18 protein-coding genes and 1 tRNA gene are annotated in these 22,589 nt (G+C 46.7%); 10 read left to right on the top strand and 9 right to left on the bottom strand.

Features of this window, described 5'->3' with window-relative positions:
* Positions 1-20: 20 nt before the first annotated feature.
* Both BUB52_RS00720 and BUB52_RS00725 read right to left on the bottom strand, forming a co-directional pair.
* Positions 21-788 (bottom strand): ParA family protein, encoded by a 768-nt coding sequence (locus tag BUB52_RS00720; protein WP_009122973.1) that lies wholly within the window; start codon positions 786-788, stop codon positions 21-23.
* A gap of 729 nt (positions 789-1,517) precedes the next feature.
* On the bottom strand, positions 1,518-1,997 hold the full coding sequence (locus BUB52_RS00725) for a DUF456 domain-containing protein (protein WP_009122975.1): 480 nt from the start codon (positions 1,995-1,997) through the stop codon (positions 1,518-1,520).
* Positions 1,998-2,067: 70 nt separating this feature from the next.
* Between BUB52_RS00725 and surE the strand changes: the two genes are divergently transcribed.
* The 3 genes from surE to BUB52_RS00740 all read left to right on the top strand — a co-directional run bounded on the left by surE (position 2,068) and on the right by BUB52_RS00740 (position 4,872).
* Positions 2,068-2,832, top strand: a complete 765-nt coding sequence (surE, locus tag BUB52_RS00730; RefSeq protein WP_022218074.1) for a 5'/3'-nucleotidase SurE — start codon at positions 2,068-2,070, stop codon at positions 2,830-2,832.
* A gap of 50 nt (positions 2,833-2,882) precedes the next feature.
* Complete coding sequence (lpxB, locus tag BUB52_RS00735) at positions 2,883-4,031, top strand: lipid-A-disaccharide synthase (protein ID WP_009122977.1); 1,149 nt, start codon at positions 2,883-2,885, stop codon at positions 4,029-4,031.
* A 97-nt stretch (positions 4,032-4,128) separates the two neighbouring features.
* Positions 4,129-4,872: a NigD1/NigD2 family lipoprotein gene (locus BUB52_RS00740; RefSeq protein ID WP_039951063.1), complete on the top strand. Its 744-nt coding sequence runs from the start codon at positions 4,129-4,131 to the stop codon at positions 4,870-4,872.
* Positions 4,873-5,028: 156 nt separating this feature from the next.
* Here BUB52_RS00740 and BUB52_RS00745 read toward each other — a convergent pair whose 3' ends face one another.
* Genes BUB52_RS00745 through rsfS form a run of 3 tightly spaced genes read right to left on the bottom strand, consistent with a single transcriptional unit; the run spans position 5,029 to position 8,313 of the window.
* Positions 5,029-5,868 (bottom strand): phosphatidate cytidylyltransferase, encoded by an 840-nt coding sequence (locus BUB52_RS00745; RefSeq protein ID WP_009122979.1) that lies wholly within the window; start codon positions 5,866-5,868, stop codon positions 5,029-5,031.
* 12 nt (positions 5,869-5,880) lie between these two features.
* On the bottom strand, positions 5,881-7,944 hold the full coding sequence (gene ftsH / locus BUB52_RS00750) for an ATP-dependent zinc metalloprotease FtsH (protein ID WP_009122980.1): 2,064 nt from the start codon (positions 7,942-7,944) through the stop codon (positions 5,881-5,883).
* A 9-nt stretch (positions 7,945-7,953) separates the two neighbouring features.
* Positions 7,954-8,313: a ribosome silencing factor gene (gene rsfS, locus BUB52_RS00755; RefSeq protein WP_009122981.1), complete on the bottom strand. Its 360-nt coding sequence runs from the start codon at positions 8,311-8,313 to the stop codon at positions 7,954-7,956.
* 219 nt (positions 8,314-8,532) lie between these two features.
* Between rsfS and BUB52_RS00760 the strand changes: the two genes are divergently transcribed.
* Positions 8,533-8,606, top strand: a tRNA-Gln gene (locus tag BUB52_RS00760).
* Positions 8,607-8,708: 102 nt separating this feature from the next.
* Entirely contained in the window at positions 8,709-9,890 is a 1,182-nt protein-coding gene (locus tag BUB52_RS00765; RefSeq protein ID WP_302050570.1) for a phosphoribosylaminoimidazolecarboxamide formyltransferase, read from the top strand.
* A gap of 163 nt (positions 9,891-10,053) precedes the next feature.
* Here BUB52_RS00765 and BUB52_RS00770 read toward each other — a convergent pair whose 3' ends face one another.
* The 4 genes from BUB52_RS00770 to rsmA form a co-directional block, all read right to left on the bottom strand.
* Positions 10,054-12,465, bottom strand: coding sequence for a polysaccharide lyase family 8 super-sandwich domain-containing protein (locus tag BUB52_RS00770; protein WP_009122984.1), 2,412 nt, complete (start codon positions 12,463-12,465; stop codon positions 10,054-10,056).
* 93 nt (positions 12,466-12,558) lie between these two features.
* Positions 12,559-14,412 (bottom strand): DUF349 domain-containing protein, encoded by a 1,854-nt coding sequence (locus tag BUB52_RS00775; RefSeq protein ID WP_009122985.1) that lies wholly within the window; start codon positions 14,410-14,412, stop codon positions 12,559-12,561.
* 115 nt (positions 14,413-14,527) lie between these two features.
* The gene (mgtE, locus tag BUB52_RS00780) at positions 14,528-15,874 is read right to left on the bottom strand and encodes a magnesium transporter (protein ID WP_009122986.1); all 1,347 of its coding nucleotides are present in this window, start codon (positions 15,872-15,874) and stop codon (positions 14,528-14,530) included.
* Between the two features lie 41 nt (positions 15,875-15,915).
* Positions 15,916-16,722, bottom strand: a complete 807-nt coding sequence (gene rsmA / locus BUB52_RS00785) for a 16S rRNA (adenine(1518)-N(6)/adenine(1519)-N(6))-dimethyltransferase RsmA (RefSeq protein ID WP_009122987.1) — start codon at positions 16,720-16,722, stop codon at positions 15,916-15,918.
* A 109-nt stretch (positions 16,723-16,831) separates the two neighbouring features.
* Here rsmA and BUB52_RS00790 point away from each other — a divergent pair, with 109 nt between their 5' ends.
* The 5 genes from BUB52_RS00790 (at position 16,832) to BUB52_RS00810 (ending at position 22,217) form a co-directional block, all read left to right on the top strand.
* A complete protein-coding gene (locus BUB52_RS00790; protein WP_009122988.1) occupies positions 16,832-17,815 on the top strand; it encodes a lysylphosphatidylglycerol synthase transmembrane domain-containing protein in 984 nt (327 codons plus the stop codon).
* A 50-nt stretch (positions 17,816-17,865) separates the two neighbouring features.
* The gene (locus BUB52_RS00795; protein WP_009122989.1) at positions 17,866-19,020 is read left to right on the top strand and encodes an acyltransferase family protein; all 1,155 of its coding nucleotides are present in this window, start codon (positions 17,866-17,868) and stop codon (positions 19,018-19,020) included.
* 74 nt (positions 19,021-19,094) lie between these two features.
* Positions 19,095-19,925 (top strand): M23 family metallopeptidase, encoded by an 831-nt coding sequence (locus BUB52_RS00800; RefSeq protein ID WP_009122990.1) that lies wholly within the window; start codon positions 19,095-19,097, stop codon positions 19,923-19,925.
* Between the two features lies 1 nt (position 19,926).
* Positions 19,927-20,709, top strand: coding sequence for a hypothetical protein (locus BUB52_RS00805; protein WP_009122991.1), 783 nt, complete (start codon positions 19,927-19,929; stop codon positions 20,707-20,709).
* A 50-nt stretch (positions 20,710-20,759) separates the two neighbouring features.
* Positions 20,760-22,217: an aminoacyl-histidine dipeptidase gene (locus tag BUB52_RS00810; protein WP_009122992.1), complete on the top strand. Its 1,458-nt coding sequence runs from the start codon at positions 20,760-20,762 to the stop codon at positions 22,215-22,217.
* Positions 22,218-22,589: the final 372 nt, after the last annotated feature.

A 22,589-nucleotide genomic window follows, 5' to 3' on the forward strand; every position in this document is an offset into this window, starting at 1 on the left:
CTGTTTTGCCATACGGGAGATTACTTCTCGTTGTGGCTGATTAATTCTTTGGCCAGCGCGATGTGGTTTTTGGCTCCGGTGGAGTCTGCGTCGTACAGGATGGTGGGAAGCCCGTAGCTGGGCGCTTCGCTCAGCTTTACGTTGCGCTGGATAACGGTGTTGAACACCAGTTCCTGGAAGTGGCGCTTTACTTCATCGTATATCTGGTTGGCCTGGCGCAGGCGTGAATCATACATAGTCAGCAGGAATCCTTCGATTTCGAGTGCGGGGTTCAGCTTGGACTTGATGATTTTAATGGTGTTCAGCAGTTTGCTGATACCTTCCAGCGCGAAGTATTCGGCCTGTACGGGGATGATAACCGAGTCGGCGGCCGTAAGCGCGTTGATGGTAATCAGCCCCAATGACGGTGAGCAATCTATCAGGATATAATCAAACTCTTCTCTCAGCGGGGCAAGCACTTCTTTCAGTATCTTTTCCCTGTTTTTAAGATTGAGCATTTCTATTTCGGCACCTACCAGATTGATGTGGGAGGAAATAACCTTCAATGTATCAATCTCTGTGTCGTGAATAGCGTCGCGCACATCGGCACGGTCTATAATACATTCATAGATAGTACATTCCGCCTGCTTGATGTCCACGCCCAACCCTGATGAGGCATTTGCCTGGGGGTCTGCGTCCACAACAAGAACTTTCTTTTCAAGCGTGGCGAGAGAAGCTGCGAGGTTAATGGTCGTTGTTGTTTTTCCTACACCACCTTTTTGATTTGCCAAAGCAATTATTTTTCCCATAATTTCAATGTTTATTGGCAGCGAAATAAGTGATAATTCCGAATAGCGCCTACTAAAAAAGAGAAAGATTGCAAAAACGGTTGAAAAGTCGCCTGTTTTGTTAATAACTCCCGGGCGTTTATTTCGGTTCTTCCCTATGAAAGTACGCTGGAGTACTCCTTCTCTGTGTTGGCAGGCAAATATACGTATTTATCTTGAAATGAAGCTGTTTTTTTGTCTCACTTGCGTAAGATTAAGATTTATTTCAATGCGGGCGTCGCGCTGCGACGCGTTTTGTGCCGGCCTGTTTTGATGTACATCCAAACAAGTTTTCACTATAAGCAAATCTTTTTTTCAAGCGTATCAAACCGGATTATCATCGTAGGAAAATACAGGGTCTGTCCGGGCGAAACGCGCTGTCTGCCCGAGGTGAACGCATAGTCTGTCCGGGTACGACAGACGGTGTGTTTCGTATGAAAAAACGGTTTGCATGTACCCCCTTCACCTTTCACATCCTTTTATTGATGCGGGATAGCGGGTGAAACCGTCTTGCGGGATGGATTAAACCGTCCCGCGAGACAAAAATATCCGTCCCGTGAGACGGATAAATCCATCCCGCGGAACGAAATCATTCATCCTGCGAGACAAATCAGAACGAAACGCTTTAAAGCCGGCCTTCACCCGCTATCCCGCATCAATAAAGGGATGTGAAAGGTGGAGGGGGAATTCTTCTCTTTGATGCGCGTGCGATTACCGGACTAACGCCGATACAAACTCCCATGCGAAGTACCCGCATAAGACGCATTTTACCACCGTGCCGAACAGGAAGCCGAGCAGTGAACCCAATCCGGACTTTAACGCCTGGCGGGTTTCCCTGCCGCCGAAAAGCTCACCGATGAATGCGCCGAGGAACGGGCCGAGGATAATGCCCCAGGGCATGAAGAACAGTCCGATGACGGTTCCTATGAGGCATCCGCGTGTTCCCCACCGGGTTCCACCGCTGTATTTGCTGCCCAGCATGGGGACGAGATAGTCGAGTACCTGAACGATGACGACAATCAGCAGCCAGAGCAGTAATTGTGTGGCGGAGAATTGCGCCTTATCGGTGAAGTGCAGCAGCAATAAACCGGCATAGGAGACGGGCGGGCCGGGTATGGCGGGCAGTATGCAGCCGGCCAGTCCTGCTATCAGGCAGAGGATACCCGTTATGATGAGAATGATGTCTGGCATATCTTTTTGAGTATTGGTGGTTAATATGTGGTTCTCTTTTGCTAAATTTGTAGCAAATTTAAAAAGAAATATGGAAAATCAGAGACCTTTAATATTGATTTCCAATGATGACGGCATCATTGCGAAAGGAATCAGCGAGTTGATAAAGTTTCTCCGTCCGTTGGGCGAGATTGTGGTGATGGCGCCGGATGCGCCGCGTTCGGGCAGTGCGAGCGCGCTGACTGTAACGGAGCCTATCCGTTACCAGTTGCTTCGTAAGGATGTGGGGCTGACGGTTTATAAATGTTCCGGTACGCCTGCCGATTGCGTCAAACTGGCGTTCCATACGGTACTCGACCGTAAGCCCGACCTCGTGGTGGGCGGTATCAACCATGGGGATAACTCCTCTGTCAATGTACATTATTCGGGTACGATGGGCGTGGTTATCGAGGGTTGCCTGAAGGGGGTTCCCTCTATCGGCTTTTCACTGTGCAACCACGAGCCCGACGCCGATTTTGAGCCTGCGGGAACGTATATCCGTGAGATAGCCCGCCGGGTGTTGGAAAAAGGATTGCCGCCGCTGACTTGTCTTAATGTCAACTTCCCCGACACCAAAGAGCTGAAAGGGGTGAAAATCTGCGAACAGGCCAAAGGACAGTGGACCAACGAATGGGAGAACTTTGCCCACCGGGGCGATGCGCATTATTATTGGCTGACCGGAGAATTTGAAGAGGCTGAAAAAGAGAATGAAAAGAGCGACCATTGGGCGCTTCAAAACGGCTATGTGGCAATTACCCCGACTACCGTGGATGTAACCGCATACGGCTTGATAGACGAATTGAAGACCTGGTTCTGACATTTCGTTTGGACACAACTTCAGAGAGTATAAATTGATTTACGGTATTTATGAAGTATTATTTGATTGTCGGCGAAGCTTCCGGTGACCTGCATGCGTCTCACCTGATGAGCGCTTTGAAGGTGGAAGACCCGCAGGCTGAGTTCCGCTTTTTGGGCGGCGACTTGATGGCGGCTGTGGGCGGAACGCCGGTGAAGCATTATAAGGAATTGGCGTATATGGGTTTCGTTCCCGTCTTGTTGCATCTGCGTACTATTTTTGCCAATATGAAGCGGTGCAAAGAAGATATTGCGGCCTGGCAACCGGATGTACTTATTTTGGTGGATTATCCGGGATTCAACCTGAATATCGCCAAGTTTATTCATGCCCATACGCAAATCCCCGTGTATTATTATATCTCTCCCAAAATATGGGCTTGGAAGGAGTACCGCATCAAGAATATCAAGCGGGATGTGGATGAACTGTTCTCCATTCTTCCGTTCGAGGTGGAGTTCTTTGAAGGCAGGCACCATTATCCCATACATTATGTCGGTAATCCGACGATGGATGAGGTGACCGCTTTTCAGGCCGCTTATTCGGAAACTTCGGATGAGTTCCGGCAGGCCAACGGCCTTTCCGCGAAGCCTGTCATTGCGCTGCTCGCGGGAAGCCGCAAGCAGGAGATTAAGGATAATTTGCCGGATATGATTCGGGCTGCCGCTTCATTCCCCGATTATCAGTTGGTGCTGGCGGGGGCTCCGGGTATTTCTCCGGAGTATTACCAAAAGTATATAGGCAACTCGGATGTGAAAATAATCTTTAACTGTACGTTCTCTTTGCTTCGGCATGCGGAAGCGGCACTGGTCACTTCGGGCACCGCAACGCTGGAAACGGCGTTGTTCCGGGTTCCGCAGGCGGTATGCTACCATACGCCGATAGGTAAGGTTATCGCTTTCCTGAAACGGCATATTTTGAAAGTCAGGTACATTTCTTTGGTTAATCTTATCGCGGACCGTGAAGTCGTGAAAGAGCTGGTTGCCGATACCATGACGGTGGAGCGGATACGTGCCGAACTTCAACGTATCTTATATGATGAGGCGTACCGCAGGCGGATGCTTGACGGTTACGAATATATGGCGTCCCGTTTGGGCGAAGCGGGAGCGCCTGCGCACGCAGCCCGTAAGATGGTGGCTTTGCTTAAGAAACGTTTTAAAAAGTAGGACGATATTTAATTTCTTGTTAAAAGGAATAAAGCCGGTGCAGTAAATGCCCGGCTTTTGTATTTTCCATACAGAAATAAACAAAAAGACTTTAATTATGAGAAAGCTACATTGGTTATTTATGGCAGTTTGTTTGGCTGTGATGCCTGTACTGCAATCCTGTGATGATAACGACGGATATTCAATCGGTGATTTCACTCCACCGTTATGGGCTACGGTGCGTGTTACCGGAAATGCTTTTTATCTGGACTGTGATGTTTGGGGAACCCTCTGGCCTGTGAATACGGATTTGGGATGGTACGAACCGGTCGACGGAAAGCGCGTGATTACCATGTTTAATCCTTTATCCGACGGGTTTGACGGGTACGACCACGCTGTGAAGCTCTTAAGTTTGCAGGATGTGCTGACGAAGGAGGTCGAAACGCTGACTCCCGAGACCGAGGAAGAGTTCGGCAATGATCCTGTCCTGATATTTAAAGGAGATATCGGTATCAGCGGAGGGTATATGAATATCGTGTTCATGCAGAATCTGCCCTCCAAAACCAAGCATCGTATCAGTCTTGTGCGTCCGCAAGATGATGCGGATTTATATGGAGAGGACGGTTACATACATTTGGAACTCCGCTATAATAACTATGAGGACTTGACGGGGCTGCGCGACTACGGCGCGGTATCGTATAACCTGAACAGTCTTGACGTGACTTCCGAGACAAAAGGCATGAAACTGAAACTTAATTCGGAAGTAAACGGTGAGGTGGAATTGGTATTCGATATTGTAGCTGCCGATGATAATACGAAGGATGTACGAAACCTCGACTTATCGAAGATGCGGTTGAAGTAGGAAGGTCGTCGTATTATATGCGTGAAGAATAGGGTGTCTTAAAACCCGTTTGCCGATTTCTTTTTAGGCACGGATTACACGGAAAACACGGATGAACTTGAAAAGAGCCGTGAAATTCGTGTAGTCCGTGCCTAAAAAATATTGGTTTCTTGTTTGTTAAATCATTGTCAGTATATACAGATAGACCACCGCTGCGGGAATGGCCATTAGGGCGCTGTCAAAGCGGTCGAGCATTCCGCCGTGTCCCGGCAGGATGTTTCCGGAATCCTTGATGCCCAGTTGGCGTTTCATCAGCGATTCGGTCAGGTCGCCCCAGGTACCGAAAATAACCACGATGACTGCCAGTCCCGCCCATTGCCACATGGACATGAAAGGGAAAAAACGGGCAAATACAAAGGAAGAGGCGATGGAGAAAACCGCTCCGCCTATGCTGCCTTCCCATGATTTCTTGGGAGAGATGCGCTCGAACAGACGGTGCTTGCCTATTAAAGAACCTACGCAATATGCGCCTGTGTCACTCAGCCAGATAAATACAAAGATGGAAAGCGGCAGGATAGGATTGTAAGTCACGCTGCTCGTTTCCGGTGAATTCTGGAAAGCGAGTACATTCAGTAACGCGAAAGGCAAGGCTACGTATAGCTGGCTCAGTGTGGAATATGCCCAGTTGCCGATGGGATTCTTCTTTTTCAGATATAACTCCGTAATCATCAAATAGAGCAGCAGCCCTAAATAGGGTAAGAATACGCGCGCGTCGATAGCGGACGTACAAAAGCCCATGAGCGCGAGGAACAGATAGGCTCCGCCTAAAGCGGTAATCGTCCTGTTGATACCGACCTCACCGCTTTTGTTTACCAAATGGGCGAACTCATGCACGCTCAATGCGCTGATGATGGTGAACAGAATCCCGAATGAGAGGGGGCTGTAAAGGATACAACCCACCAATATGACTACAAATAATGCACCTGTAATCGCGCGTTGTATGAAGTTATTTTTCAAAGTGTTTTCGTTTTAATTGTTTGATTCGGCATGAGCCGTATTGTCGGTTTTGTCTGAAGCCTCTGTGTTACGGCTTTCTTCTTCTTTCACTTCTTCTTCCGCTTCTTTGGCCTTGGCGGCTTCTTGCTCTTCGGCTTCTTTCAGCTCTTTAGAGGTCTTGCCGGCACTGATGATTTCCTCGGAACGGGAAGCCCACGGACGCTTGCCGAAGATTTCTTCCACATCTTCCGCAAAGATAACTTCTTTGTCTATCAACTGTTGAGCCAGCTTGTTGTGGCCGTCCCTGTTGTCGGAAAGTATCTTCTTGGCACGCTCGTACTGCTCGTTGACCATACGCTTTACTTCTTCATCAATCAGTTCGGCGGTCTTTTCGCTGTACGGGCGGTTGAAAGAATACTCTTCGTTATTGTAGTAGCAGAGATTAGGCAATTTGTCGCTCATGCCTAAATAGGCAATCATGCCGTAAGCCTGCTTGGTTACGCGCTCCAGGTCGTTCATGGCGCCGGTAGAGATTCTTCCGATGAACAAATCTTCGGCAGCGCGTCCTCCCAAAGTGGCGCACATTTCGTCCAGCATCTGCTCCTTGGTGGTAATCTGTCGCTCTTCGGGCAAGTACCAGGCAGCGCCCAGGGCGCGTCCACGCGGAACGATTGTTACTTTAATCAGCGGATTGGCGTATTCCAACAGCCATGAGATGCTGGCGTGTCCGGCTTCGTGTATGGCGATGGAACGGCGTTCCTCTTCTGTCGTAATTTTGGTTTTCTTTTCCAATCCGCCTACGATACGGTCTACGGCATCCAGGAAGTCCTGCTTTTCTACAAACTTCTTTCCGTGACGGGCGGCAATCAGGGCAGCTTCGTTGCAGACATTGGCGATATCGGCACCGGAGAAACCCGGAGTTTGGCGGGCCAGTAATTCCACGTCCACCGTATTGTCTATCTTAATGGGGCGCAGATGTACGCCGAATACTTCTTTACGCTCGTTCAAGTCCGGTAAATCAACGTGTATCTGGCGGTCGAAACGTCCGGCGCGCAGCAATGCTTTGTCCAATACATCCACACGGTTGGTTGCGGCGAGAATGATGACACCGCTGTTGGAACCGAAACCGTCCATTTCGGTCAGCAATTGGTTCAATGTGTTTTCGCGTTCATCGTTACCGCCCATAGCGGCCGCTTTGGCACGGGCACGTCCCACTGCATCGATTTCGTCGATGAATACGATGCAGGGAGCTTTTTCTTTGGCTTGGCGGAACAGGTCGCGGACGCGGGAAGCGCCTACGCCGACAAACATTTCCACGAAGTCGGAACCTGCCAATGAGAAGAACGGTACGTTGGCTTCTCCGGCTACCGCCTTTGCCAGCAACGTCTTACCTGTTCCCGGAGGGCCTACGAGCAATGCGCCTTTGGGTATCTTGCCTCCCAGGTCTGTATATTTCTGCGGTTCTCTCAGGAATTCCACGATTTCCTCTACTTCCTGTTTGGCTTCGGCAAGTCCGGCTACATCCTTGAAGGTTACCTTTACGGGAGAGTTCTTTTCAAACAGTTGCGCTTTGGATTTGCCGACACTGAAGATGCCGCTACCGCCGCCCATGCCGCCACCGCCACTCCAGCGACGGGACAGGAATATCCAGAAGCCGATGAGGAATGCGAACGGCAGTATCTGCCAGAGGATTGCACCGAAGTAGTTACGCTTCTTTTCGTAGTTGATGGAGCCGTCGAAACGAGTCTCGTCTTTTTCTTTCTGCAGGAAGTCACCCAGGCTTTCGCGCGAGGGGGCTTCTGTCGTAATCAGAGGATTCTTGCCTACACGGCTGGAATCGGCTTTGAATACATTGGGCACATATTGGGGCTTGACGTATGCCTCTACGGAGTTATCGTCATAACCGGTCACTTTGCTTATATAGCCGTTGCGTACATATTCCTGAAATTCGTCGTAGGGGATGTTTTTGCTGGCTGTACCGCTTTCGTTGGTGAGATACAGTCCCAGTAACATCATGGCTATAATCATATACAACCAGTTCAGGTTGAACTTGGGCATATTGGTTTTAGAGGGCTTTTTATTGGTGTTATTGTCCATAAGTCTAAATTAATCGAGGTCGGGGATTTGAGTTAGTTTGGCATCTGCCCATAGGTGTTCCAGATTGTAGAAGTCACGCGCTTCCGGCAGAAAGACGTGAACCAATACATCGGAATAGTCCATGGCTACCCATTCGGCGTTACGTAAGCCGTCTACCGCAAAAGGCTTGCTGTTCGCTCCTTTACGGGTGAAGTCTTTTACAGAGTCTACAATGGCGCTTACTTGGCTTGGAGAGTTTCCTTGACAGATGACGAAATAATTACATATAGTATCGTCTATTTGGGTAAGGTCTGCTATGACGATTTTTTTTCCTTTTTTATCTTGAATACCTTCTGTTATTTGTTGAATTAGTTTTTTAGCTTCGTTCATTACACATTATTAATATTAAACAGGTGACAAATATACGTTGATTTATCATATCAAACACGCAAAAGAGAAAAAGTCTTTCATTTTTTGTTTTTTTTTAGGTATATAATTCTTTGTGTCATGGTATCTTATCAGATTTTAATGAAAAAAATAACGGAAAATGTTTTGGTTTATGGAAAACTTTGTATCTTTGCACCGCAAAACAGAAATGCGATGCTCAATTGGGCTATGGTGTAATGGTAACACTACAGATTCTGGTCCTGTCATTCCTGGTTCGAATCCAGGTAGCCCAACCATAAGACATATATTTAAAGCTAAGGAACCCACTAAAATCATAATTTAGTGGGTTTTTTTATTAGGCAAAAAAGAGTAAATTTGCAACAACTCAAACAATACTAATTATGGCAAAAGAATTATCGCTGAAATACGGCTGTAACCCTAATCAAAAGCCGGCCCGCATTTTTATGCAGGAGGGGGAGTTGCCTATCGAAGTCCTGAACGGACGTCCGGGGTATATCAACTTTATGGATGCCTTGAACGGTTGGCAATTGGTGAAGGAATTGAAAGAAGCCACCGGAATGCCGGCCGCCACTTCATTCAAACATGTGAGCCCGGCAGGAGCCGCTATCGGGCTGGAGCTGGACGAAACGCTGAAAAAGATTTACTTTGTTGATAACCTGCCGCTTTCACCGCTTGCCAATGCCTATGTGCGTGCCCGTGGTGCCGACCGTATGTCTTCTTATGGCGATTTTATCGCCCTGAGTGATGTATGTGACGAGGCTACCGCCCGTTTCATCAATCGTGAGGTTTCAGACGGGGTGATTGCTCCGGGCTATACCGATGAGGCGCTCGAAATATTGAGAAACAAGCGTAAAGGTACTTATAATGTAATCAAGATTGATCCGGCTTATAAACCGGCTCCGATTGAACATAAAGACGTGTTCGGAGTTACTTTTGAACAAGGGCGCAATGAGATTAAGCTGAATGGCGAGGAGTTGTTTGCTGATATTCCTACCCGGAATAAGAATTTCTCCGAAGCCGCCAAGCGTGATTTGATGATAGCGCTTATTACCCTGAAGTATACCCAGTCTAATTCCGTATGTTATGTGAAAGACGGCCAGGCAATCGGTATCGGCGCCGGTCAGCAAAGCCGTATTCATTGTACCCGTTTGGCAGGAAATAAAGCTGATATATGGTACTTGCGCCAACATCCGAAAGTGCTGAATCTGCCTTGGGTGGAGAAGATACGCCGTGCCGACCGTGACAATACGATTGACGTTTACATCAGTGACGATTATGATGATGTATTGGCTGACGGCGTTTGGCAGCAATTCTTTACGGAGAAGCCGGAGGTGCTGACCCGTGAGGAGAAACGTGCCTGGCTGGATACTTTAAGAGGGGTTGCACTGGGCTCTGACGCTTTCTTCCCCTTTGGTGATAATATTGAGCGCGCGCACAAGAGTGGCGTGGAGTTTATAGCGCAGGCCGGCGGTTCGGTACGCGATGATCATGTTATCGAGACTTGCGATAAGTATGGTATAGCAATGGCGTTTACGGGTATCCGTCTGTTCCACCATTAAGAGGTGGATGTGCCCAAATAAAATTCACTTACTATTTGTTTCTTTTCAGGCACGGATTACACGGATTTTATGGAAAATATGGATTTCCTTTATCCTTTTCAGTGAAGTCTGTGTAATCCGTGCCTGAAAGAAATTATCAAGTGTATTTTGACCCCCCCCCCCTCTATAAGATTATTACATCTATCCCGGGCTTTAGCTTTTCCTGATTTTGCGGGTCGGCAATTTGTATATCCGTCACTTTTCCTTTACTTCTCTTTATTTGTACAACACAGGGTTTCAGGGCTTTCACCTTTATTTCTCCATTGTCGAAGGTGTCGGGCTTGAAGAATACAATTTGCAGGATTCCCGATTTCCGATTACTAACGGCTTGCATCTCCATATCGTTCCGTTCAATTTTCAGATGCCGGTGGGAGTATGCTTTCATCTTTTCCGGATGGTTGATTCCCGGTACAACGATATATGCGTAAGATGCATTCCGGGGTGACTTGCCGTGATTAATGCTCAGGTTGAACACAGGTATGCTGATTTCCGTAGCAGGATAATTGAAATTGATTTTTGCCCAGTTGCCTTTTTGCCTGTTCATCCTTAGTTTTACATTATTCTCCTGAAGGAACAGGTAGGCGATGCTGTCATGCCAGATCCATTGCGGAGCTTGCTCAAAAGAAAATTCTCCTTGGGCTGCTTGCCGGAGTGTCTTTCCTGTATTTATCCATGTGTCTCCGTCTAAATGGCATTGATTGAGGGTGGTAACGATGTCTGCCGGGACATCCGAGCCGATGCCGCTACCTAAGCAGACCACTTCGTTGTCGAACATAAACCATGACTTTTGGGCTTTTACGCCATAGTCATTCAGCCTGAAGGTCATTACACCGTATTTCCCGTCGGATACTCCGCCTGTGAATGTACAGGTTCCCTTGGTTCCCCAGTCAACAGGATTGCGTTTTTCTCCTGCGGGCAGAGTGGTTCCCGGTATTCTGTCCCACTCCCAAACGGGGAAGATGTCAACATATTCATTGCCGTTGACACGAATGTTGGTAGCACCGTCACTCATATAGGTTCCGTATATATTTTCGCCGTTACCGCTTTCGGTCTTGTTGGTGCGTGTTGAGGAGGCGCGTACGGAAAAGTCGTAATTCTGTCGGTTGTGTAACATGTAGTCTGAACAATAATACATTGTATTTCTGTCCGAACGCTGATAAGATGCTTCCCGGGTGAGGAAACGGCGGGCAATGCTCGCATAGTCGTCGGCATGTGCGGCATCGAGCGTCTGTAAGTTTTTAAACAGGACTGCGCAATCTCCGTAATCCAATGTTCCTTTGCGGCTGACACCTCTGCCTGTTACACTGAAGTCCAGATATCTGCTGCGGAATACGTTGAAGTAGGTGTTGCGGATAAAATTGGAAAACAGGCTGAGTTTCTCCGGATTCATGGCATATTTTGTACCGTTGAGGATATTGCCCATGCGCACTATGTTATCAACAAACACCGTTCCGTATCCGCCGATGTAGAGTTGAGGCCCGTGCTGGTGATAGGACAAGTCTTCTTGTATGCCTTCGTTCGCGACAATTTGTACGGGATAGAATATTTCATCGGCGTTGACACGTACAATGCTGTCATTTTTCAACAGGCAACCTCTTATTAAATGATGAATGGCAATGTCCATTTTATTGGCGCCGGTCCACTTACGCGGGTCGCTACGTTCGCCCATTGCTTTTAAGATAGGCGCACTGATTTCGGGCGGGAGCTTCTGTTGTCCTGCATCCATCAGGGCGAGGAGCGAAGCTTGCGTTTGCGGTACGGAAATTTGGTTATACCACCAGTTGAAACAGGTAGGATCTTGTGCTATCCAGTATTGCAGGGCAGCCCTGATTGCATTGTATAATACCTCGTTACCGTAATAGCGGGATTGTTTGTCGGTATATGAAGCGGCTATTGTAACCAACCGCTTCAAGTGGTCTGCCGGTTCCCAGTTGGTACGGAAAAAACAGGTATAATCGAGGTCGTTCCATTTGCCTTCCGGGAGCATGGAGCGTAATAATCTCTCTGTTGCTTGGTCTGTTTGCTGCGGGGTGGATTTGGCATATAGTTCTTCGCGTATCCGGTCGAGAATTTGCTCATATTCGTCCTGCGGGATGCCGGCTTGGCTTTGGCTTCGCTTTCCATTGGCAGGATTATAGTAGGCGGGATAGGAGGGTGCCTGACGTTTTATCTCTCCTGCCATTTCCAAGGTAACCACTCCTTTGGCAGCTCGGTTGGTATATATTTCGGCAACGAGGTTGATGCTGTTTTCCGTTCTGCCTTGCGGATGATATACCAGCCGTATGGTTCCTTTCTCACCGGGTTGATAGGCTTTTTCAGACCATTCGGACGAGGTGCATCCGCAACCGGTAATGATATTTTTGATAGTGAGAGGTTTGTCGCCGGTGTTTATGAACCGGAAATCATGGCTGACGGTTCCGTCTTGTTCCTGAACGGTTCCCCAATCGAATTTGGTTTCCGAGAATGTGATTTCTTGTGCCGGTAGCAGACTGTTTGCCGTCAGCAGCACGATACCTAAGGTTAGAATTCTTTTCATATTTCAGCAGTGAGATTAGATTTGGATAAAAAAGAGGTTATGCCAAAAGCCTTCATTCTTTTGGCATAACCTCGTATAATTAGATTCAAAAAATTATTCCGCTTCGTTGATTGAATTGTCAATCACCTTAATTTTCTGTTTAACCAGCTCTATATCGCCTTTTAGTTTCTCAACCTTACGGTTAAGTTCGGTCAGAAGGCTGTTGCCTTTCTTGGAAGAAGCCGTCAGGAAACCCAAATTGTTTTCGTAAGTCTGCAATTCGTTTTTCATGTTTTCGCAGGCACGTACCAGTTTGTCCCGTTCACGGTAGAGGGCTTGCGGGCTACCTTCCTGAATATTGCTGATAGACGATTTGAAGTTACTCAGTTTCTTGTTGGAAGCGCTGATGTTGAAGCGTTCAAACAGCTTGTCTATCTGGCTGTGATATTGTTTGTAAATCTTGTCTTTTTCTTTAAATGGCACATGTCCTATGCCGTTCCACTCTTTCATGAGTTCGCGAACCTGTTGGGTGGCTTCTTCCACATCCGTCGTTTCATCGATGGCGGTCAGCTTTTCGATAATGGCTTTCTTCTTTTCCAGATTTTCCTGTTCAACGGAACGTTGTGAAGAAGTCGCTTTGTTCTTTTGTTCAAAGAAGTAGTCGCAGGCGGAGATGAACCGCTTCCAAATGGCGTCCGAATATTTCTTGGCAACAGGCCCTACTGTTTTCCACTCTTTCTGGAGTTTGGTCAGTTCGTCCGCTGTCGCTTTCCAGTCGGTACTGTCTTTCAGGGCTTCCGCTTTTTCACATAAGGCGCGCTTCTTTTCAAGGTTCTCGTTCATGCCTTCTTTCAGGGATTTGAAGAACTCGCCTTTCTTCTGGAAGAATTCATCACAGGCTTTGCGGAAACGCTCAAATATCTTCACGTTCATCTTTTGCGGAGCAAAACCGATGGTTTTCCATTTGTTTTGCAAAGCGATGATTTCCTGAGTTTTGTTTTCCCAGGAAGAGAAGTTGGTAAGCTCGCTGTAATCAATGGCCTCGATGATTTCGCAAATTACGGTCTTTTGGTCGAGATTGTGTTGCTCAGTCTCTTTCAAAGCTTCGAAATGTTGCTGGTGACGACGGTTCACGGTAGTAGAGGCTGCTTTGAAGCGTGCCCATATTTCGTCGCGCAGTTCTTTGGCTACCGGTCCTGTGTCGCGGAATTCCTGATGCAATTTCTGCAATTGATGGAAAGCGGAAACCACATCCGGTTCGTCTGCCAGTTTCTCGGCGGCTTCGCAAAGATGATTCTTTATTTCAAGATTCTTCTTGAAGTCATATTCACGGAATTCGTTATTCAGTTTCAAAAGGTCGTAGAACTTCTCGACATACAGCTGGTAGTTCTTCCACAGTTCGTTAATCTTGGCCTGCGGCACGATTTTAACTTCGTTCCATTGCTGCTGCAACTTTTTGAATTCCGTATAGTTCTTATTGGCGTCTTCCGGAGATTCCACCAACTCTTTCAGTTCCTCGATGATAGAAAGCTTGATTTGCAGGTTGAGTTCTTTCAGTTTCTCCTGTTCTGCATTGAGCGCGCTTCTTTTTTCCTTGATGACGGACATGGTATTTTTGAATTCCTCTTCCAAAGCGTCGGCTTGTGGAACAAACTCTTCAATAGCTCCCCCATTCTCAACGAATTGCTTCTTTGCGGCTTCCTGCTCTGAGTTATGTAGTTTGTAGAAAGCCTGTTTCAAACCGTCTATCTCCGATTTGGCAGCATTCTCCACGTCTGTTGCAATCTCTTTGAGTTTGTTCAGGATTTCTTCTTTAGTGAGCTTTTGAACTGATTCGGCCGGCTTGTCGGTCAAGGTTGCCTCAGCGGGAGTTTCTGTTGTTGCCGGCTCAGAAACCTCTGCTGTTTTTTTGTCTTCTTCTAATTCCACCGGTTTGTCGGGGAGATTAGTGTCATGAGTGTCCGTCATTTGTATTTACTTTTTAGAAACGGGATACCCCGTTCGGGTTACATTAGGTTACAAATTAATGAAATAAAATGATTACTTCATACTTTTTCCCTTAATTTTTTTCAATTTAGCCGTTTCAGGCCAATAGTACGGTGATGCCCATATACATCATCATGCCGATAATATCGTTGGTGATGGATATAAACGGACCTGTGGCGATGGCCGGGTCTACTTTCAGCTTTTCGAGTGTCATGGGTACTAACGTTCCGAATATGGAAGCGAACATGACAACGGCAAACAGACTGATAGATACGGAGTAGGTAACTGTGGCCGTACCGCCGAACCGTACAAAATTATATATGTATACCAATAAGGATATGATAGTCGCGTTGATTACCGCTACCACGGATTCCTTGGCAATTTGCTTGAATGTATCTTTTGCGTCCAGAGAACTGTTGGCAAGGCCCTGCACGATGATTGCGGAAGACTGGGTTCCCACGTTTCCGCCCGTGCCACCGATTAACGGAATGTACAGCGCCATTTCGGGGTGTGCGGCGAAAGTCGCGTCGAAATTGCCTAATATCATGGAGTTGCCGATACCGCCCAACATACCGATAAGCAGCCACGGCAGGCGTGCGGAAGTCTGGCGCATGACATTGTCGTCCGTTTCCACGTCCTGTGACAAACCGGATGCCAATTGGTAGTCGCGCTCCGATTGTTCGCGAACCTCGTCCATGACGTCGTCCACGGTGATTTGCCCTACCAGGCGGCCTATACTGTCGACGACGGGCACTGCCACCAAGTCGTATTTCTCGATGATCTGTACCACTTCGTCCGTGGGAGTGTCTACATGGACGGAAATGGGGTCTTTCCTCATCACATGTTTCACTTTGGAAACGGAGGGAGAGGTAATCATCTTCTTCAACGGGAATACGCCTTGCAGGCGTTCGTCATCATCAATGACGTATACGTAGTAGATTTCGTCCAGCTGTTCGGCTTGCAGACGCATTTCTTTCAGACATTCCGGCATACTCCAGTTCTCGTTGACGGTTACCATTTCCGTACCCATCAAACCGCCGGCGGTGTCTTCATCGTATTTCAACAGGTCTACGATGTCTCCGGCCTGCTCTATATCTTCAATATGCGAGAGGACTTCTTCCTTTTTTTCCTCGTCGAGGTCGCGCATCAGGTCTACGGCATCATCCGTATCCATATAGTCCACAAACCGTTTGGCAATGGTTTCCGAAGGCAGAAGTTCCAGGAATTCCTTTCGGACATCTTCGTCCATTTCTACCAATACGTCGGCGGCTGTTTCGTTGTCGAGAAGACGATAAACGAAGCGCGCCTCTTCGGGCGCGAGGTCATTACACAGTTCGGCAATGTCTGCCGGATGCAGGTCGATAAGAAGCGCCTTGACGTTTTCCGCGTCTTTCTGCTCTATAAAGCTTTTGACTCTATCTATGTATTCTTCGTTTATTTCCATAACTCATTGTATATCGCCTAAGGCTGAAAGCCGTTAAATGCTCATTTGTCTGTTTCTTCTTTCATTTCTTTCAAGGCTGTTCCCACCCGGTTGGTCAACTCTATAAACTCTTGTACGGACAGTTGTTCGGGACGCTTATTGAAGAGGAGGTCTTCGGTCAGCGGACATTCTTTGCCGAGTATCGGTTTTATGGAATTGCGCAAGGTTTTCCGGCGTTGGTTGAATGTGGTTTTTACCACCTGCTTGAATAACTTTTCGTCGCATCCCAATTGTCGCGTGTCATTGCGAGTCATACGGATAACGGCGCTTTTCACTTTAGGGGGAGGGTTGAACACGTGCTCGCTTACGGTGAAGAGGTACTCCACGCGATACCAGGCTTGTATCAGTACGCTCAGAATACCGTACGTCTTGCTGCCCGGACCGGCGGCGATGCGCTCGGCGACCTCTTTCTGTATCATGCCCGTGCAGCATGGTATCAGGTCCTTGTTGTCCAGCATTTTAAAGAAAATCTGGCTGGATATGTTATAGGGATAATTACCCGTCAGTACGAATGGCTGTCCGTCGAACAGGCGTTGCAGATTCATTTTCAGGAAATCGTCCTCTATGATATTATCCTCCAATTGCGGGTAAGCTTCCCGCAGATAGGCTACCGATTCGTAATCCACTTCCACAACTTTCACTGTGCGCTCTTTGGGTAAAAGAAATTGTGTCAGTACCCCCATACCCGGTCCCACTTCCAGTATCGGGAGTTTGGGACAGGCGTCTACGGTGTCGGCGATGTCCTGCGCCACTTTCAGGTCTTTCAGAAAGTGCTGGCCGAGAAACTTTTTAGGTTTAACTAATCTCATGTATCAACTAAATCGTTACTTTTGCGGTTCAAAGGTAATCCTTTTCGGCGAATTACGAGTTACAAATCACAAATTACGACGCGTGCCGGATGAATTTTAAGGTAAAACGATGAATAAGATAATAAAAAAAACATTGAAAATCGTGTTGCCCGTTCTTTTGGGCGGTTTTATCCTGTATTGGGTGTATCGTGATTTTGATTTTGAACGTGCCAAAGAATTGCTTTTGCATGGTACGAATTGGGGATGGATGCTGTTCTCACTGTTCTTCGGCGTGATGAGCCATGTGTTTCGAGGGTGGCGCTGGCGACAGACGCTGGAACCGTTGGGGGCTTACCCCAAGAGGAGCGATTGTGTGGATGCCATATTCATTTCCTATGCTACCAATTTGATATTGCCCCGTGTGGGTGAAGTGTCGCGTTGCGGTATTCTGGCTAAGTATGATGATGTATCGTTTTCCAAATCTTTGGGGACTGTGGTAACCGAGCGTTTGGTGGATACCTTGTGTATCCTTTTGATTACGGGACTTACTTTTCTGGTTCAGATGCCCGTGTTTCTCCGCTTCTTTCAGGAAACGGGTACAAAAATCCCTTCACTGATGCATCTGCTGACATCGCCCTGGTTTTATGTGTCCCTGTTCTGTGTTATCGGCGTGCTGGTGCTTATGTATTATCTGATGCGGATGCTTTCTTTCTTTGAGAAAGTGAAGGGAGTCGTGCTGAATGTGTGCGAGGGGGTGATGTCGCTTCGTAATGTGAGGAATATACCCTTGTTTATTCTCTATACGTTACTTATATGGGGATGTTACTTCTATCATTTCTATCTGACTTTCTATTGCTTCTCTTTTACGGAACATCTTAGTTTTCAGGCCGCAATGGTGATGTTTGTAGGCGGAACATTTGCAGTAATCGTTCCTACGCCCAATGGGGCGGGCCCTTGGCATTTTGCCGTTATCACCATGATGATGCTTTACGGCGTGAACGCTACGGATGCCGGCGCTTTTGCACTGATAGTACATGGTATTCAAACCTTGCTGGTTGTACTGCTCGGTATTTATGGCGGACTGCACGTTTCGTTGGTGAACCGTGCAAAATGAATCAATTAATTTTATACTTTTGCAAAAGTATAAACACATAAATAGCACAGATGTCTAATACTTTATCATCTGCGTTTGCAGATACGAAACCGCATTATAATATCCTCGACGGACTGCGTGGGGTGGCGGCGCTGACAGTTGTATGTTTCCACTTGTTTGAGGCTTATGCCACCAGTCATCTGGACCAGAAGATTAACCACGGGTATTTGGCTGTCGATTTTTTCTTTATTTTATCCGGATTCGTCGTTGGTTATGCCTATGATGACCGGTGGAAAACAATGCGTATTACTGATTTCCTTAAACGTCGGTTTATTCGTTTGCATCCTATGGTAGTTCTCGGAGCGGTCATCGGAGCTGTGATGTTTTATTTTCAAGGCTGTTCTGTTTGGGATGTTTCACAGGTATCTGCAATGGCGTTGATACTCGCTACGCTAATGAATGCTTTTCTAATTCCGGCGACTCCCGGTATGGAAATTCGGGGAGTAGGCGAGATGTACCCTCTGAACGGACCCAGCTGGTCTCTGTTTTTTGAATATATGGGTAATATTCTATATGCGTTCTTTCTGCATAAGCTTTCTACAAAAGTCCTTTCCATATTAGTATTGTCGGCGGGTTGCGGACTGGCTGTATTTGCTCTTTGCGGACCGCTTGGCGATATATGTGTGGGCTTTGCTTTGACGGAAGAAAATATAATCGGCGGCTCTTTGCGATTGTTGTTCTCGTTTCCGGCAGGTTTGTTGTTGTCACGCATCTTCAAGCCTGTCAAGGTACGAGGGGCGTTCTGGATAGGGAGTTTCTCTATTGTCATTTTATCGGCGGTTCCCAGAATTGGCGGCAGTGAGCATCTATGGATGAATGGTTTGTATGATACTATATGCTTTGCCGTCGCGTTTCCTTTGTTAGTCTGTCTTGGAGCTTCGGGAAAGACTACGGATAAAGTCACGACCCGGGTTTGTAAGTTTCTGGGAGATATATCATATCCGTTGTACATGGTGCACTATCCTTTTATCTATCTGTATTATGCTTGGGTTAAGAATGAGCACCTTACATTTACGCAGTCTCTGCCGGGTGCGGTAGCGCTTGTGGCGGGTTCTGTCGTGTTGGCTTACTTATGCCTGAAATTGTATGATGAACCGGTACGCAGATGGCTTGCCAAGCATCTTTTGCATGCATACGGCTCAAGAAGTAACAGAAATGGCGGATAAGAAAGATTTTTATGTTCTTATTATTTGCTGTTAGGAATAAATAATTACTTTTGCGCATAGAAAGTAAACTGTTTATGAAAAACACAATCAACTCTTTGATAGTAGCCGCTGCATTGTCGGCATTATCGGTTTGTGCTGATGCACAGTCTTTTCAACGAATATTGGAACGCCCTGTCAATATAGTCCGGTCGGAATGGGAGTATGATAATGACGGGAATCAGGAACTGAATTATTACAACGAAGATTATTGTAACTATTATCTTTATAGGGTTAATGATGACTCCTATAATTTGAGACCCGGCAAGAACACCGTTTTTAAGAGAATGAAAGATGCACAGTACAATAACCTATTTAACAGAGCCACTACTTACACGTTTTTTCGTGGAAGTTTTCCAAAGGACTTCAATATAAATACGCCTTATGCGTTTCCTGTAAAGAATGGCATGCAAACCGCTTGGAAAACGGACAGGCGCGAATCTGTCAGAACCTTGCAATTTCGCATGTTGCCGGGTGATACTGTCTATGCCACCCGTAGCGGAATCGTGTGTCGTACGATGTTGCCTCGCCAGTTGCTGATATGCCATGCCGACTATACTTTTGCAGCCTATCTGGCTATGAATGAGAATTTTGTTTCTCCCGGTGAGGAGGTGCGTACGGGACAACCGGTCGGGATAGCCGGCCCTACGGGAGTTTCTATCTCCTTTTTCTTCCTTGATAAAAATAAATTCAGCGGATTGGAAGCCGCCGGATATGTCTATTCACACTTTACGCCGGTATTCCGTACTGCGGAAGGCGATGTAAAGCCTGTGGAGAGGAAGATGTATAATGCGCTTGTCGATGATGAACTCATTATGCTGGATATGAGCAAGCGTGAACAAAAGAAGTATTTAAAAAGTAAAAAATGAAATGAGACTTTCACTATTCCTTTATTTGGTGTTCGCCTCATATTGCGGGGCTGTCGCGCAAAATTTACAGATAAGATATGAGGGGGATCCCCTTTCGGAAAAAGATAGGATTTGGATAGAACGTTTTTTGACATCCGAAATAGAACTCTATGCACGGTTTGGCTTGAAAGATACTACTAACTTGAAGTTGACCGTCTTTGAGAAAAAGCAGGATGCTTGGTATTATTTGGACAGCATAAAAGTAGCCTTGCCATCTCTGCATGCCGGCGGACTGTATATCCCCGGTAAGAAAGAGGCGATTATCTTAGGACGTGAAAAATGGCGGGAACGGAGCTCAAAGATAATTATTCATGAATTGACGCATCATTTAAGCCGTCAGACCATGAAAAGACTGCCGGGATGGCTTAACGAAGGCCTATCCAAATATTTTGAAAATTGCGAGTTGGGTAAGAAAGGGCTTAAGCACACGCTTGGAGATTACGAGCGGGGACGGATACGTACCATGTACATGTTAGGTGAAGTGGATTTGAAATCGTTTATCGACAATACCAACGGTGATTTTCGTAAGAAACTGCTTACGGATGAATCTTATGCCTACGTTCTTTCCCACGCGCTTGTTACGTTCGGACTTGAAGTGGCTGAAAAAGAGTTTATGGAGAACTTTATAGCCTTATTGAACAAAAAGATGACAGGCGTTCGTTATTCCCAACTGATAGACGCCGTTTATCCCGGCGGCTTCATGCAATTTGAACGTGACTTTACCGATTTTTGCAATTCCGATTAGAGCGATATTGAAAAATTACTCTTATATTTGCGAAAACAACATTTATAATTATGAGTACAATCTTACAGTTGGCTCCACAAAATGTGTGGAAGCATTTCTATTCGCTGACTCAGATACCCCGTCCTTCCGGACATATGGAGAAAATAACTGAGTTCCTGATAAATTTCGGTAAGGGTTTGGGCTTGGAATCGTTTGTTGACGAGGTCGGCAATGTTATTATCCGCAAACCTGCCACTCCGGGTATGGAAAACCGCAAAGGTGTCATTCTGCAGGCACACATGGATATGGTTCCGCAGAAGAACAACGATACAGTTCATGATTTTACCAAAGACCCCATTGAAACTTACATTGACGGTGACTGGGTAAAGGCTAAAGGTACCACGCTGGGGGCAGACGACGGTTTGGGCGTAGCCGCTATTATGGCTGTGCTTGAGGCGAACGACCTGAAGCATGGTCCGTTGGAAGCGTTGATTACCAAGGACGAGGAAACGGGTATGTACGGCGCGTTCGGTTTGAAACCGGGTACGCTGAATGGTGAGATTCTGCTGAATCTTGACTCCGAGGACGAAGGGGAACTTTATATCGGTTGCGCAGGCGGCATCGATATTACAGCTACATTGGAATATAAGGAAGAAGCCCCTGCGGCTGATTCCGTAGCCCGTAAGATAACCTTGAAAGGTTTGCGTGGCGGACATTCCGGATTGGAAATCAATCAGGGACGCGGTAATGCCAATAAGTTGCTTGCCCGTATCGTACACGACTTGCTGATTGAGTTCGATTGTCAGTTGTCAAGCTTTGAAGGCGGTAATATGCGTAATGCGATTCCACGTGAGGCGCACGCCGTATTGGTCTTTAATCCCGAAGACATCGAAGGATTAGAAGACTATATCAAGGAATATGAGGCACAGATTAATGAAGAATATACTCCGATCGAAGAAGGTATTACGTTAAAACTGGAGAACGTAGAGTTGCCTGCCGCCATTGTTCCCGAAGAAATCCAGGATAATATGATCAGTGTATTGATGGCCTGTCAGAACGGGGTTATGCGTATGATTCCCACTGTTCCCGACACGGTGGAGACTTCTTCCAATCTGGCCATTGTAACGATTGGAGGCGGTAAGGCTGATGTTCGCATATTGGCTCGCAGTTCTTGCGATACAATGAAAGATTTCTTAGCGGATAGCCTGACAGCATGTTTCTCTATGGCAGGTATGAAGGTAGAGTTGAGCGGCGGTTACTCCGGCTGGCAGCCTAATGTGGATTCCCCGATTCTGCATGCCATGACGTTGTCCTATAAGCGGCAATTCGGTGTGGAACCGGCTGTGAAGGTCATTCATGCCGGTTTGGAGTGTGGTATTATCGGTGCCAATTGCCCGGGACTCGACATGATTTCTTTCGGACCTACGCTGCGTTCACCGCATTCGCCCGATGAACGTGCATATATTCCGTCTGTGACGAAGTTCTATGACTTCCTGGTTGCTACTTTGGAGCAGACTCCGGAAAAGTAATTCTTTTTATATATAATAATGTGAAAGCAGGGTGCCGATGCGCTCTGCTTTTTTATTGCCGCCATTTTTACCTCGGTCTGTCAGAATTGCTTTGCTTTACTGACATTCTGTCCCTGCTTGCCGCCGTAATGTTGCAGGGAATTGATTTAGGTCAAGAAATGTGTTATAAAACATGTTTTTCTATGTGTTTTCACTTGCTATCTTGAACAAAGGCCTTATTTTTGTGTTATAAAACATAGAAACGATAGGATAACAGGTTATTTTTAAGAATAACAAGATTGATTTTAGGAGGATAACAAAATGAAAAAGTTAAGAAAATTATTTAGACGTTTCGGCGAAGCCGATAAGAACATCTGGGGTTATGTAATGCTT

The organism is Bacteroides clarus YIT 12056, from assembly GCF_900129655.1.
GTDB classification, from domain to species: domain Bacteria; phylum Bacteroidota; class Bacteroidia; order Bacteroidales; family Bacteroidaceae; genus Bacteroides; species Bacteroides clarus.

What these genes read in the sequence shown, in the direction of transcription:
- BUB52_RS00720 (WP_009122973.1), bottom strand. Translation starts at nt 788, where the DNA reads ATGGGAAAAATAATTGCTTTGGCAAATCAAAAAGGTGGTGTAGGAAAA.
- BUB52_RS00725 (WP_009122975.1), bottom strand. Translation starts at nt 1,997, where the DNA reads ATGCCAGACATCATTCTCATCATAACGGGTATCCTCTGCCTGATAGCA.
- surE (WP_022218074.1), top strand. Translation starts at nt 2,068, where the DNA reads ATGGAAAATCAGAGACCTTTAATATTGATTTCCAATGATGACGGCATC.
- lpxB (WP_009122977.1), top strand. Translation starts at nt 2,883, where the DNA reads ATGAAGTATTATTTGATTGTCGGCGAAGCTTCCGGTGACCTGCATGCG.
- BUB52_RS00740 (WP_039951063.1), top strand. Translation starts at nt 4,129, where the DNA reads ATGAGAAAGCTACATTGGTTATTTATGGCAGTTTGTTTGGCTGTGATG.
- ftsH (WP_009122980.1), bottom strand. Translation starts at nt 7,944, where the DNA reads ATGGACAATAACACCAATAAAAAGCCCTCTAAAACCAATATGCCCAAG.
- rsfS (WP_009122981.1), bottom strand. Translation starts at nt 8,313, where the DNA reads ATGAACGAAGCTAAAAAACTAATTCAACAAATAACAGAAGGTATTCAA.
- BUB52_RS00770 (WP_009122984.1), bottom strand. Translation starts at nt 12,465, where the DNA reads ATGAAAAGAATTCTAACCTTAGGTATCGTGCTGCTGACGGCAAACAGT.
- BUB52_RS00775 (WP_009122985.1), bottom strand. Translation starts at nt 14,412, where the DNA reads ATGACGGACACTCATGACACTAATCTCCCCGACAAACCGGTGGAATTA.
- mgtE (WP_009122986.1), bottom strand. Translation starts at nt 15,874, where the DNA reads ATGGAAATAAACGAAGAATACATAGATAGAGTCAAAAGCTTTATAGAG.
- rsmA (WP_009122987.1), bottom strand. Translation starts at nt 16,722, where the DNA reads ATGAGATTAGTTAAACCTAAAAAGTTTCTCGGCCAGCACTTTCTGAAA.
- BUB52_RS00790 (WP_009122988.1), top strand. Translation starts at nt 16,832, where the DNA reads ATGAATAAGATAATAAAAAAAACATTGAAAATCGTGTTGCCCGTTCTT.
- BUB52_RS00795 (WP_009122989.1), top strand. Translation starts at nt 17,866, where the DNA reads ATGTCTAATACTTTATCATCTGCGTTTGCAGATACGAAACCGCATTAT.
- BUB52_RS00800 (WP_009122990.1), top strand. Translation starts at nt 19,095, where the DNA reads ATGAAAAACACAATCAACTCTTTGATAGTAGCCGCTGCATTGTCGGCA.
- BUB52_RS00805 (WP_009122991.1), top strand. Translation starts at nt 19,927, where the DNA reads ATGAGACTTTCACTATTCCTTTATTTGGTGTTCGCCTCATATTGCGGG.
- BUB52_RS00810 (WP_009122992.1), top strand. Translation starts at nt 20,760, where the DNA reads ATGAGTACAATCTTACAGTTGGCTCCACAAAATGTGTGGAAGCATTTC.